Below are 13,168 nucleotides of genomic sequence, written 5' to 3'. Positions count from 1 at the left end.
CCTACCGGTACCGGGCCGCCTGCGCGCCGTCCCCTTCGTACGCCGGGTGGGGGCGGGTGTTCCTGCGGGCGTTGCGGAAGGTGGCGTATCCGGTGGTTTCCGTGGGGTGCGGCGCGGCGGCGGGCGGGGCGTCGTCGGGGGTGCGGCAGTCGGGGCACAGCTGCTCGTCGCTGCCCGGCGGTGGGGTGAACAGGCGGGGCTGGATGTGGCGGGTCGGGCATTCGCGCATGCCGTGGATACGCGGCGCGGGTTTCGCCGGAGGTGGCGGCGGGGTGTCCGGGAGGGCGTGTTCGAGCCGCCAGCGCAGGGCGCCCAGCGGGGTGCGGGCGTGGCGGAGGCCGTCGGTGAGGGTGTGCCGGATGTGGGGGTGGGTGAGGCCGCTGTGCAGCCACCTGGCGGCCAGGGGAGCCCAGTGGCGTGCTGTGCGGGCGGGCATGGCCAGGCGGGGGTCCAGCTCGGCCAGGGAGAGGAGCAGCGTCTGCGCGGCGGCGAGCACGCCCGGCGGGGGTGCGGGGGTGGGTGGGGTGGTGTTCTTCCCGGTGTTCTTCTTTGGTGGACGGCCGACGGACCGGGGGCTCGGCTGACCGGCGGCCGGTGGGGCGGCACCCGGCCGTACCTCGGCCGCCGTGGCGGCGGGGTGCGGGGCGTCGCCCGGTGCCGGTGACAGTCCGTCGCGCACCGCGAGGGCTTCCCCCGCGTCCAGTGCGGTGCTGGAGACGAGCTGGACGGTACGGAAGCGTCCGCGCTCGCGGCGGGTGCGCCACTCGTGGAGGTAGCCCTCGCGCCGGAGTTGGTCCTTGGCCCGCTGGAAGGCGGTCCGCTTGATCCCGGCTTTCTCGGCCGTCGCGCTCAGGCACTGCCGCTCTCCGGCGGGCAGGGAGAGCTGCCAGGCCAGCAGGGTTTTCGCCTCCGGTGAGAGGCGGGGGTGGCGCAGGATGGCGTGGGGGATCTGCGCGAAAGCGCGCGTGGGAGCGATAACATGCCGAAGCATCGTGGGGACTCCGTGGTCCTCGGGGTGTAGGCCCTCGGGTGGTGCGCTAACACCTCCGGGGGCCGCCTCATGTCCGTGATGAGGCAACCCGTTCAAGACGGCAGGCTACACCGCATGTGACGATGCGACGATCTCCCCTCGCCCAGTGTGATGATCAGCCTGGAAGGGTTGGGCGGCCCGCCCACGGCGAGCCCCGGCTCACCCGCTCGCGGCCGGGCCGTCCGGACGCGCGTCGCGCTGGGCGGCCATACGGCGGCACAGCTCCGCCGTCTCCGACTCCGGCAGGCGCTCGAAGCCCTCTTCCGTGATGACCGACACGATGGGGTAGATGCCCCGGGTGAGGTCGGGCCCGCCCGTCGCGGAGTCGTCGTCGGCCGCGTCGTACAGCGCCTGGAGCGCGGCCAGTGCCGCGTCGGTGCGGGACATGTCCTGCCGGAAGAGCTTCTTCAACGCGCCCCGGGCGTAAGGAGAACCGGAACCCTCGGCGTAGAAGTCCGCCTTCTCGTACGGCCCTCCGGTGACGTCGTAGCTGAAGATGCGCCCCCGGCGCCCCTCGGACGCCCTGCCGTCGTACCCCACGAGCAGCGGCACCACCGCCAACCCCTGCATCGCCTGCCCGAGGTTCTGCCGGATCATGGACGCCAGGCGGTTCGCCTTCGCGTCGAGGGTCATCGGCGAGCCCTCGATCTTCTCGAAGTGCGTCAACTCGACCTGGTAGAGCCGCACCATGTCCACCGCGAGGCCCACGGTGCCCGCGAAGGCGACCGCCGTGTAGTCGTCGGCGGGATGCACCTTCTCCAAGTCGCGCTGCGCGATGACGTTGCCCATCGTGGCCCTGCGGTCGCCAGCGATCAGCACGCCGTCCCGGTAGGTGAGGGCAAGCACCGTCGTACCGTGCGGGAAGCGGTCGGAGGCCGCCCCGGCGCCCGCCGGAAGCCCGCCCGTGCCCGGGCCGGTGCTCGGCCCCGTGCTCAGCATCTCCGGGCGGTGCGCCGCCAGGAACTCGGTGAAGGAGGAACCTCCGGGGGTGAAGAACTCCGATCCCAGGCGGCCGTCGGACTCGTTCCAGATCATGCCTCTCCTCACACCGGTGACCGGGTATCTCCCACTACTACCAGAGGCGGGAAGGCGGGAAACGCCATTCCCGGACAGAGCGGGCCGGCCGCCAACCTGCCGGGCAATCAAGCGCGTTCGCCGCGCCCGTGTCACACACGCGGGGCGGGCGGTGTCTTCATGCCGTACAGACACTCTTCCCAGGAGGACACCATGGCGCTTCGCCTGACGAAAGCCGAGCTGGCCGACGAGATGCGCGAGGGCGCGATCAAGCAGTTCGGCGCCGTGCCCGTACCCCTTGAGGTGACGGCGCACAACCTCAAAGTCGCTCAGGACTCAGCGGAGTTCGGGGGCAGGGTGAGCGCGTGGGACGGCGCGGACGAGGGCCTCAAGACGTTCGCGCACATGGCCGTCGCGGCACAGGTCGGCTGCGGCTGGTGCCTCGACGTCAACTACTTCCAGGCGCTGCACCAGGACCTGGACCTGGCCAAGGCCAGCCAGGTGCCGCGCTGGCGGGAGTCGGAGGTGTTCACGCCGCTGGAGCGGGACACCCTGGAGTACGCCGAGGCCATGACGCACACGCCGCCGACCGTCACCGACGAGCTGTACGCGCGCCTGCTGGAGCGGCTCGGCCCCTCAGCGATGGTGGAACTGACCGCGTGCATCGCCTTCGCCAACCTGTCCACCAGGAACAACGCGGCGCACGGCATCGAGTCGCAGGGCTTCTCCGCCGCGTGCGAGGTGCCGCTGGCGGCACGTCCCGAGAACACCGGCGCGGCGTCGACGGCATGACCGAAGATCCCTTCGTCACCCATCGCAGCCTGCTGTTCACGGTCGCCTACGAGCTGCTCGGGTCGGCGGCCGACGCGGAGGACGTGGTGCAGGAGTCGTGGCTGCGGTGGGCGGGCATCGACCGCTCGCAGGTGCACGACCCGCGGGCGTACCTCGTACGGACGGTGTCCCGGCAGGCGCTCAACCGGCTGCGCACGCTGTCGCGCAGCCGCGAGGAGTACGTGGGCGAGTGGCTGCCGGAACCGCTGCTGACCAGCCCGGACGTCGCCGAGGACGTCGAACTCGCGGAGAACGTCTCGATCGCGATGCTGACCGTGCTGGAGACGCTCGGGCCGACGGAGCGGGCGGTGTTCGTGCTGCGCGAGGTGTTCGAGCTGCCGTACGGCGAGATCGCCGAGGCGACGGGCAAGTCCGCCGCCGCGGTGCGGCAGATCGCACGGCGGGCACGCTCCCACGTGGCGGCCCGGCGGCCGCGGGTGCGGGTGAGCCCGTCGGAGCAGCGGGCCGTGGTAGACCGCTTCCTGCTCGCGCTGCGCACCGGGCAGTTGCAGGAGCTGATGCAGCTCCTGGCACCGGACGTGGTCATGATCGCCGACGGCGGCGGGCAGGTCGCCGCCGCACTGGCACCGATCCACGGGGCCGAGGTGGTGGCGAAGCTGCTGGCGGGCGCGCAGCGGAGGTCGGCCCAGCTGGCGACGGCGGCGGTCTGGCTCAACGGCGGTCCGGCCTGCCGTATCGACTTCGACGGCGAACCGGCCGCGGTGAGCCTCACGAGCATGGGCGGACGGATCACCCGGATCTACGTGGTGCGCAACCCGCAGAAGCTGACCCGGCTGGACACACCGGCCGACCTCGCGCGGTAGGCACGCGGCGGGGCGCCAGGCGAAGGGTGGATCATCGAGGTCAAGCACGGAACAGGAGCCACCCATGGCCAGTACGTCCCAGACCCCTCCCCCGGCCCGCAGCGGAATAGCGAACGGCCCGGACCGGTCAGACCGGCCAGACCGCCCGGCCCGGCCCGCCGGCCTCGACGAGGCGCCGATGCGCCAGGCGCGCAACTCCGCCGCCTTCTGGGCCGCGGTCGGCAAGGCACGGGGCCACGAGGTGATCCGCCACCGGGACTTCCTCGCCGTCGTCGGCGACGAGCGCGCCGGGACGCGGTTCCTGCTTCAGCAGCCCGCCCTCGGCACGGGCACGCTCGCCGAACTGACCGGACTGGCCGCCCGTTCGCCCGGCCCCGTCGACGCCGAGGACCCGTTCAGCTCGACCGACCTCAGCCACCTGCGCATGCGCAACTGGCAGATGCCGATCATGCTGCGCCCGCCGGGCCTCCCCGTCGCCGCCCCGGCGATGGAGGTGACCCGGGTGCGGCGGGCAGCGGAGCTGGAGGCGGCCGAGCGGATCGTGATCACGGGCTTCGAGCTGTCCAGGTTCCTGCCCCACCGAAGCGGCGAGAAGTTCCCCGCGACGCTGCTCGAACAGCCCGGCGTGGACGTGTACCTCGCCCTGCTCGACGGCCAGGCCGTCGGCGCCTGCGTCAGCGTCGCCGACCAGGGGTTCGGCAGCTACTACTGGGTCGGTACGTCCCCCGAGCACCGCTCGCGCGGCGTGGGGCGCGCCGTCATGCTCGGCTCGCTCGCGCCCCTGGCCCACCTGCCGGTGACCCTCACCGCCTCCCGCCTGGGGAGACCGCTCTACGAATCCCTCGGCTTCACCACCGCGGCCCCCTCCACCTGGTGGTCCTCCACCTCCTGACCACCGGGGGGGTCCAGGCCCCTCCGGCCTGGGGAGCCGGGTTGTGCCGGGTCGAGGGCGTGCGCAGAATGACGGCGTGGCTGATCTGCTCTGGGATGACGTGCGCTCCCTCTTCGACCCGGACCTGCTGGGCACGCTGCCGGACGTGCATGTCCCGGACTGCTCGAGGGAGGACTGGCAGGCGTTCCTCGGCCTTGTCGATGCGAAGGGCTGGAAGTACCAGTACTCCGAGGACGAGATCGAGGTGCTGCTGCCTCGTGCGGAATCCGTGCTGTCCCGCCTGGCGGACACCGACTACCCGCACTTGCGGGTCTGGCCGACTGCCGACGTGTCGGTGATCCTCCGCTTCCTCGACGACCAGGTCATCGAATTCGACGTCGACCTGCGGGAGTTGCAGGGCCAAGAGCGGCTCGATGTGTTCTGCGGCTTCCTCCGGGACATCGGGCGGCACTTGGGCAAGCCGGTCCTGATGGGTGCCGAGGCCGACCACGGCCGTCCGGTGCTCGGCTTCGACGTCGAAGCCGATCGCGTCGTCCTCCTGGCCGAGCCGCTGGTCACGTAGCCTCGGGCCGCTCCCGGCACGCGCCCAACTGCCGCCCGGGGGCGGGACCGAACCGACTCCCGGCGTAGGCGGGCTCCTCTCTGACCTCGCTAAGACTCTTATGTGCCTGCAATCGTGCGGCTGCTTTCCCGAGCGCGAGCGGATGTGCCTGCTGACCGACTACGACGTGCTCGTGCTCGACCGCGATCTGCCGGTGCTGACAGGAGATGAGGTGTGCCGACGCCTGACGGGCCTGACGGAGCGCCCCCGGGTACTGCTGCTGACGGCGGCCGGCGGAACCGAGGACAAGGTCTACGGGCTGACCGAACTCGGCGCCGACGACTACCTGGCGAAACCCTTCGACTTCGCCGAACTGGTGGCCCGTATCAGGACCCTGTACCGCCGCGCGGCCGATGCGCCGGACACGGTGCTGCGATACGGCGGCATCCGGCTGAACCGTGCACGCCGCGAAGTGTTCGCCCATGGCCGTCCGGTCGACCTCACGCCCAAGGGGTTCGACGTCCTCGACGTACTGCTGAAGTCCCGTGGCGAGGCCGTCTCCCACCGGGAACTCCTCGGGGCGGTCTGGGACACGAACATCGACCCTCGCACCAGCCGCGTCCGCGCCATCGTGAGCAGGCTACGGAGAAAGCTCGGCGGTCCCAGCACGATCACCGTCGACACCGGAGAAGACGGCCGACATCTCTGTGAGCAAGGCCCCCGTGGTTCCGGACGACACGGCGTCGCCGGCCGCGCAGTGGGAATCGGCTCCTCCGGAGGAAGCACCGTCGTCGACGGAGCCCGACCAGGGACATACCCGGCCAGGTACGGCCGACGACACGGGAAGCGAGGCAATCGCCCTGGTCAGAGAGACCGTGCACACCGTGCAGACCACGGCGCTCCAGCAAATGCTCTTCTGATCGGCCATCGGCCTGGTCCTCATGACCATCGTCGCCGCACTGACCGGCAGATGGCTGGCGAGCCGGGCGCTCCGTCCCGTCTCCGCGGTCACCGAGACGGCGCTGCGGATGAGCGAACAGAGCCTCGACCGGCGGCTCGGCCTGAGCGGCCCGGACGACAAACTGCACCAACTCGCGGACGCCTTCGACTCCATGATGGACCGCTTGCAGCGCTCCTTCGACAGCCAGCGCCGCTTCGTCTCCAACGCCTCCCACGAACTGCGCACCCCACTCGCCGTGCAGCGCGCCACTATCGAGGTCGGGCTCGCCGGTCCGCTTCCGGACGATCTGGCGGAGACCCGCGAGGACCTGCTCACCACCAACCGTGAGGCCGAGCAGCTCATCTCGTCGCTGCTGCTCCTGGCGCGCAGCGACGACCGTGGGCTGGAGCGCACGGAGGACGTTGAACTGACGGACGTGACCGAAGCGGCCACGGCCGACCTGCGGCACCTCGCCAAGGAGAAGGGACTCACGCTGCGCACGGAGTTCGACGCTCCCGCGCGGATCAGCGGCGAGCCGGTCCTGCTCCGCCATCTCATCGCCAACCTGGTGAGCAACGCGCTACGGTACAACCGGCCCGGCGGCCGGGTCGAGGTGACGCTGCACGGCAAGACGCTCACCGTCACCAACACCGGACGACCGGTCGACCCCGAGCGTGTCGAGGGTCTCTTCGAGCCACCTGACGGAACCGGCAGACCGGGACCCACTCTGTGCCACGGCGATAAGAACACACTCTGCATTTCGCTTCGCTCGCTTACCGCGCTGAACACCCCAGCGGGATGGAATGAATTCACCGAGCAAAGCAAGGGCACCACGCCAGCTCTTTCACCGGACGACGTACCGCTCGTCCGCCCACTCATTCCCCAGGAGGATTTCATGCGCAAGAACCGGGTCATCGGCTTTGCGGCAGCGGCAATCATGACTCTCGGCCTGACGGCCGGCGTAGCATCCACGGCGGGCGCGCTCTCAGGCAGCGGGGACGGCTCCGGCAGCGCGAAGCCGGACGAGCAGTCCGGCAGCACCGCGCCCGCAGGAAAGGCCGGCGCCACGCACGGCGACAAGCCCGAGGGCGTCGCCGTCCAGCTCACCGAGGACAGGGTGCAGCTCCGGAAGCTCACCGAGGAGGAACTGCAGAACTCGGACGGCGCGAAGCCGACCAAGCTCTCCGTCGAGGCCGGTGCCGTCGGCGGAGGAAATCCAGAAAGTAACCCTCGGACCGGCCTGTCGATCTCCCGCGGGGGATGAGGTGTCCTGGATTTCCCGGCTCCGCGCGGGCCACCGGAGATCCAGGACAGCCCTCGGCTTCGGCGATTGTCGTCATTCGATTCGGGCTGCATCGTGCATCTCCGAAAGACCTGCCAGGAATTGACTCGCGCCGTATCGCATACGACGAGTGCTCGGGACATGGTCAGTGCCCGGTTGTCCGGATGCGGCACGAGGAGGCGGGTCTGTCAAGCACTCGACTATCGCCCAGAACACGAAAAGCCCCAGGTCACACGGCATGCAACCTGGGGGCTTTGTCGGAGCCGCCTGGGGGAGTCGAACCCCCGACCTACGCATTACGAGGGCCCGCAAGATCGTGACGGGTGGTGATCCGTGATCACGGTCGGTCCGGTTTTGGCTGGTCAGAGGCTTCTCGGCCTCGACCGGCATGACGTCCGGTCCAACGGGTGCTGCGCTGTCCGCTCACGCAGCGCTCACGCAGCCGTGTCTGCCAACATCCGAGATGCAGCACTGACTTTCACCGGCGCCGACGGCTGTCCGGTCGCCTCCCCCCCCTCACGGCTGTTGGCGACGATCCACGCCACCCCTCCCAGAGCACACGCAACGATTCTGACCAGAAAGGACAGGAGTCGGCGCGGGACGCTGTCAACGACCAGGCGAAAGCCATCGCACCGGCCTTCCAAAGCCAGCTCGGGCGGTGTCGTGTTCTCACCGCCCGACGAACGAGTGTTTCAGGGAGCAGTGAGAACCACCGTTGTGCTGAGGCACGAGTCCTCCAAATCGCCGATGCCTTCCTCAGAGACGGAGCGCGGGAGCAGACCGAGCGAGCGATCTTGTGGGATGACGATGTCTCCGATGCCTTGGACGCCCTTGAAGCATCCCCATGACCGGCGCTGAAGATGCGCCCTCTGCCCTTGAGGGTCTTCGAGAAGGGTGAGACGCCCAACCGTGGCCTCCTACCAGTACTGGCTGGCCTACTCTGGGCGCTCAGGAGGTTACGGGGTGAGGGACACACTGCTCAGAGAACTGGCCGACAGAGTCAGGGTCTTCGGTAACAGCGGGGTGCCCGATGTCGTACTCGACGGTGCGGGGGTCAAGGCCGCCGGAGAACTGATGGCGGTCGCGGGCGGAGCCCTGGACGAACGAGGGGCGGTGGACACCGACGTCCTGCACACGGTCGCCGCGTACCACTGGGCAAGGTCTCTCGCCCACGATGACGTTGCGCTGTCGACTGCCGACCACAAAAGGGCGATGCATGTCTTCGGCCTGCTGTATCTGGTCGATCACCGGCGTGTGCCCCGCGCGTTGTGGTCCGAGCTCACCGAGGAAACCGGACACGATCCGTGGCAGGACCCTGTGGACCATGCAAGCGATCTCGTACTGGATACCGAGGAAGGCGGCGATCCGTCCGCACTCGACGAGGCGATAGCCCTGCTTCACAGCTCCCCTGCCAGCCCCTACCGCGACACCACCCTGGGCCTCGCCCTCCGCCACCGGGCGGTGGTCGCCGACCGCCCGCTCGCCGACCGGCTGGCCGATGCTGACTCCGCCGTCGAACTGCTCACCCTTGTGGCCGCGCTTCCCGAGGAGTCACCTACCCGGCGGGCCCGACGTCGGGTGAGCCTCGCGGGCGCCCACATCCAGCGATTCGGGCTCTCCGCCGACCCCGCCGACCTCACCGCGGCGGAGTCCGCCGCGCGTACGGCGTTCACCGAGGCGGCGGAAGACTCCGCCGAGCAGGCTGACGCGGCGGCAAGCATCGGCGTGTCCCTCGGCTTTGGTGCTGAGGAGACATCCCTTCCGGAAGCCGTCGGCCTGCTACGGGAAGCCGTCTCCTGGCTGCGCCTGGCGGTCGATCTCGAGACGGCCTCGGGACGGGAATCGGACCACCGCACGAACCTCCGCAAGGCAATGCGACTCCTCCTCGGCCGTACAGTTGTGGGCCCTGAGGAGGAGCGGGAAGGTGAGGTCGCAAGAGCCGCCCCGGCGCTCGCGTCAGGCAGTGCGCGCCAGGCCCGGGCCCTCGCCGAGCTGGGCTCGAAGATCGTCGCGCGGATCATTCCGGAGGCCGAGGCGGTCCGTCGTGCCGTGGACCCGGCCTTCGCGCTCTCGTGGGAGGCCGTCGACGCGGTGGTGGCCGGTGCCATGGGCCTCGTCGGCTCCGGTGCGCCCCAGGACGCAGTGCCCGCGCTCACCCTCGCTCTGGAGGCCGCCTCTGCACGGTGGGGAACGGTGCCCGAGAGCCCCTGGTGGAGGGCTGCCGACGCCTATGTCGAGGCCGCGCGTCTGAGCCTGGTCGGACGTCCCGACGGGATGCTGTTCCGCCGCGCCCACGACGCCGTGCAGACCCAGATCGAAGTACTGCACGAACGCGACGCGACCGACGAGCTCGCCGAGACCCTCTTCGCCGCCGGACTGCTGCACCTCAGTCCGTATCTCGGCGAAATGCTGGGGATGCCCTTCGACAGCGCGCTCAACGTCTGGCGGGACCGTCAGGACCGTTATCGGTCCCTCTACCCGGACGACCCCCGCCCACGCTGCGGGACCGGACATGCCGTCCCCCGCGGAAGCTGCGGCGGCCGCGGTCGAGTACCTCCGGGATGCCGCGGATCTATCGTCGGGGCATGCGCTCGGGCGAGTTCTCAAGTCCCTGGCCGAGGCGCTGTCCTTCCTCGCCGGGATGCGGGAGGAGTCGTACGACCGGGAGATCCTGCTAACAGCCCGGAAGGCGTTCGACGTCCTGGACCCGCGGCGCGATCCACTGGGCCGTCTGTACACACTCCGCATCCTGTCCCTGTTCGGCGAAGTCGCCCTTCCGGACGGACTGCCCGGCTTGCTCCCCGTCCCCCTTTCGGCCCTCCGGGCGCGACAGGGCAAGCACGAAGCCTCATGTGTCTTCGCCGAGGCACTCACCCTCGCCGACGAAGCCCACCGGCTCGACCTGCAGGCCCAACTGCTCGACGCGGCGGACCGCGAACTGCCGGATCTCTCGCTGGACTCCCACCGTCGACTGCGCTGGACGCGCGAGGTGCACTGCCTCGCCGACGACCGGCTGGCCTGCTTCCCGGAGCCAGCGCCGGTAGACGCAGTCGCCGTCGAGGTACGGTCCCGCGCAGTAGCCGAGGGGTGGTCCGCCGCGGAACTTGCGGCGACGTTCATTCATCTCGCCGCCCATGCCGATCCGGCTGAGACAGGTGACGCCGCCCGCGATCTCATTGAAGAAGCAAGACGGTTGGAGCCGGAGCTTCTCCTGCGGCACGCCGACGCGCTGCACTACCTCGACGCCGTACTCGCTCACGACCTGGGTGTGCGTGCAGAGAGGCAACAGGAACCGGAGGCCGCCGCCCGTGATTTCGCATCCGCCGCCTTCCAGTTCAGCCTGTGCGGTCAGATCGATCTCGCCCTCGCCTCCCTCGATGCCGGGCTGGGGTGTGCCCACGCCTGCGACTCAAGGTCAGCCGACCGAGCGGCCCACGCGCTGGTCCCGGCGTCCGTGTTCCTGCGCCACGGGACGGACGAGACGGTGGACTGGAAACTGCGGGACCTCTACCAGTCGCTGACCTTCAAACTGACCGACACCACGGCCGACTTCTCCGTGTTGTCCGCAGTGCACCAAGCCGCGAAAGGCATGGACTTCACCATCGCCGCGGGACACTCGGGCCCACTGAAGTTCACGCCCGCTCTGGGCCGGATCCTCGACCGCGCACAACTCGGCGAGGCCGCGCTGCCCAGCCCGCTCCCCGACTTCGAACTGCCCGGCGGAACCGAGACTGCCATGCTGTTCTACCTGGGTTCCGGCGAGGCTGAATCGGACATCGATGCCGAGGCCGAAGTACGCAACCTGCAGCGTGCCGCCGATCGCAGAATCAGCCGGGAACTGCGCGCGTCCCGGCAGCCCGCACACCTCCCACTACTGCACGTCGACGAAATCCAAAGCCTGCTGCCCGATGAGACGGTACTGCTCTCGCTCTTCCTCAGTCAGGTGCGCCACCAGGGCTCGGCCAACCCTGTCATGGCCCTGCAAGGGCTGGCGGTGACGCGTGAGGGGCTCTCCTGCCGCACGACGGTGTTCCCGGACATCGAGGGCGGACTGTACCGGGTGTTCAAGGCCGGCCACACCCTCAACGTGTCGCACGCAGCCCCACAGATCGCGGAACTGCGCCGTGAGATCACCGCCGACCCACTACACCGCCAAGTGACGCGCACCGCCCAGCGAGTCCTCGCCCACGACTCCCGCACCTACCTGGCCGGGTTCACCGATGCCCTGCCCTCCTGGCTCACCGAGGGCAAGACCCATCTGTGCATCTGGCCGAACGGTCCGCTCCACTACCTTCCCTTCCACCTGCTCTCCGCCGACGGCCGCCCGGTGGCCGACGACTGGACCGTCACCCAGGTGCCCAGCCTGTCCTTCCTCAGCCGCCCGGGCCGGCCCATCCCGCCCTCACAACGTCAGGCGTTGGCCGCCTTCGCGTTCGACAGCGGCGGCACGGACTCCCTGGAGGCGCACACCGCACGGATTTCCGCCTCGATGGGTGGCTCCGCCCCGGTTCTGGGAACGGCGGCCACGCCCCGCCGTTTCCTGGAGGCACTCCCCGGAGCCCGCTACGTCCATGTGGCGGCCCACGGGTCGCACAACGAGTGGGCACCCTGGTATCAGTGCCTGTACCTGTCACCGGATCCGGAGAACAGCGACGACGGCAGGGTCTTCGCCCACGACATCCTCAGAACCGACCTGCGCGGCGTGGAACTCGTCACCATGAGCGCGTGCGAGTCGGCCCTCGGCCGTTTTGACATCAACGACAACCTGCACGGCCTGCCCGCCGCCTTCCTCTTGGCCGGTGCCGCCGCCATCGTCGGCTGCCTCTGGCCGGTCGCCCCCGATGTGGCCACCGGATTCTTCGGCACGCTGTACGAACGGCTCGCCACTAACCCGGATCGGCGCACCGCGTTCCGGGCAGCCCAGTCCGTGACCCGCGCCCGCCACCCCGCCTACCGGGACTGGGGCGCCTTCTGTTTCATCGGCGACTGGCGCACGACCACCGATTCCTCCCAGGGAGCCACCGCATGACCCCGCTCGACCTGCCGACCGAGGCGACAGCGCCGACGTACGACATTTACCTTGCGCCGACGGTCCTCCTGCATTCGTCCGACCCCCTGCTCCCGCTGAGAGAGCGGATCTCGCTGGGCACCCCCGTCGTGCGGCCCCTGACCACCGCGCAGGCCGCCGAAGACGACGGGAACTGGGCGGACTTCCTGGAGTCGCAGGCCGGTCAGTACGACTACCTCCTCCTCAGCCTGGTCTGTACGTTCCGCCCCTCTCCTGACGGAACTCCCTTCGTCGACGCAGGCATCGGTATCCGGTTGGAGGCTCCCGGCGAGCCGGCCGACCGGCAGCCGATCGCATGGTCCATCTCGCCGAAGAAGCGAGCCCTCCCCGTGCCCCCCTCCTCCACCCAACTGAAGCTGACCGCCAAGCTCATGCTCGTTGAAGCCGGTGTGGAGTACACACCGGAACAGGGCGGTCGTGAGGAGTTGTTCGTGGTCGGCATGGGCGAACGCGACAGCGACCCGGAGTGGCGGTTCAGCGCCACCGCCAGCACACCCCTGGTCGGCGACGAGTCACTCACCCTCATCGTCAGGGTCCCCGCCGACGTGCCGGCACTGGCCCACATCACCTTGGCCGCGACGGTCAAACAGCGCCGTCTCGGCCTGATCCCCTACCGGGCCGCACTCCCCCCTGCCCTGCGGACCATCGACTTGCGATGATCGCAGCGGAGGAGCTCAGCACGAGAAGTCAATGCGTGAGAAGTCCCCGATCCCACAAGACAGTAGTCGTCAAGCTACTGGCATACA

At 69.7% G+C, this 13,168-nt stretch carries 11 protein-coding genes and 1 pseudogene; 8 read left to right on the top strand and 4 right to left on the bottom strand.

What is annotated here, in order from left to right:
• Position 1 precedes the first annotated feature (1 nt).
• Together H299_RS37525 and prcB are read right to left on the bottom strand one after the other, a co-directional pair.
• Positions 2-991: a hypothetical protein gene (locus H299_RS37525; RefSeq protein ID WP_051262309.1), complete on the bottom strand. Its 990-nt coding sequence runs from the start codon at positions 989-991 to the stop codon at positions 2-4.
• A 198-nt stretch (positions 992-1,189) separates the two neighbouring features.
• Positions 1,190-2,065, bottom strand: coding sequence for a proteasome subunit beta (gene prcB / locus H299_RS0110605; RefSeq protein ID WP_027748394.1), 876 nt, complete (start codon positions 2,063-2,065; stop codon positions 1,190-1,192).
• Positions 2,066-2,257: 192 nt separating this feature from the next.
• Here prcB and H299_RS0110600 point away from each other — a divergent pair, with 192 nt between their 5' ends.
• The 6 genes and pseudogenes from H299_RS0110600 to H299_RS39915 all read left to right on the top strand — a co-directional run bounded on the left by H299_RS0110600 (position 2,258) and on the right by H299_RS39915 (position 7,336).
• Entirely contained in the window at positions 2,258-2,836 is a 579-nt protein-coding gene (locus tag H299_RS0110600; RefSeq protein ID WP_027748393.1) for a carboxymuconolactone decarboxylase family protein, read from the top strand.
• Complete coding sequence (locus H299_RS0110595) at positions 2,833-3,699, top strand: RNA polymerase sigma-70 factor (RefSeq protein ID WP_027748392.1); 867 nt, start codon at positions 2,833-2,835, stop codon at positions 3,697-3,699. Before H299_RS0110600 ends, H299_RS0110595 begins: the two co-directional genes overlap by 4 nt.
• Before the next feature lie 64 nt (positions 3,700-3,763).
• Positions 3,764-4,591, top strand: coding sequence for a GNAT family N-acetyltransferase (locus tag H299_RS0110590; RefSeq protein ID WP_486587226.1), 828 nt, complete (start codon positions 3,764-3,766; stop codon positions 4,589-4,591).
• A gap of 76 nt (positions 4,592-4,667) precedes the next feature.
• The gene (locus tag H299_RS0110585) at positions 4,668-5,153 is read left to right on the top strand and encodes a hypothetical protein (RefSeq protein ID WP_027748390.1); all 486 of its coding nucleotides are present in this window, start codon (positions 4,668-4,670) and stop codon (positions 5,151-5,153) included.
• Positions 5,154-5,253: 100 nt separating this feature from the next.
• Positions 5,254-5,841 (top strand): annotated as a pseudogene (locus H299_RS39060) (response regulator transcription factor); the annotation flags it as partial.
• A gap of 232 nt (positions 5,842-6,073) precedes the next feature.
• Positions 6,074-7,336, top strand: a complete 1,263-nt coding sequence (locus tag H299_RS39915; protein WP_051262307.1) for a sensor histidine kinase — start codon at positions 6,074-6,076, stop codon at positions 7,334-7,336.
• Between the two features lie 966 nt (positions 7,337-8,302).
• Here H299_RS39915 and H299_RS0110570 read toward each other — a convergent pair.
• Both H299_RS0110570 and H299_RS0110565 read right to left on the bottom strand, forming a co-directional pair.
• Positions 8,303-8,755, bottom strand: coding sequence for a hypothetical protein (locus H299_RS0110570; protein WP_027748388.1), 453 nt, complete (start codon positions 8,753-8,755; stop codon positions 8,303-8,305).
• 555 nt (positions 8,756-9,310) lie between these two features.
• Positions 9,311-9,739: a hypothetical protein gene (locus H299_RS0110565; protein ID WP_027748387.1), complete on the bottom strand. Its 429-nt coding sequence runs from the start codon at positions 9,737-9,739 to the stop codon at positions 9,311-9,313.
• A 127-nt stretch (positions 9,740-9,866) separates the two neighbouring features.
• Here H299_RS0110565 and H299_RS39050 point away from each other — a divergent pair, with 127 nt between their 5' ends.
• Positions 9,867-12,383 carry a CHAT domain-containing protein gene (locus tag H299_RS39050; protein ID WP_106965772.1) on the top strand — a complete coding sequence of 839 codons (2,517 nt, stop codon included), beginning with the start codon at positions 9,867-9,869 and terminating at the stop codon, positions 12,381-12,383.
• Positions 12,380-13,081 (top strand): hypothetical protein, encoded by a 702-nt coding sequence (locus H299_RS0110545; RefSeq protein WP_027748384.1) that lies wholly within the window; start codon positions 12,380-12,382, stop codon positions 13,079-13,081. The genes H299_RS39050 and H299_RS0110545 overlap by 4 nt, the downstream gene beginning before the upstream one ends.
• Positions 13,082-13,168 lie beyond the last annotated feature (87 nt).

Source organism: Streptomyces sp. CNH287, assembly GCF_000424825.1.
Note: the sequence above shows the minus strand (reverse complement) of the source record. Positions and strands in the feature narration are given on the sequence as shown.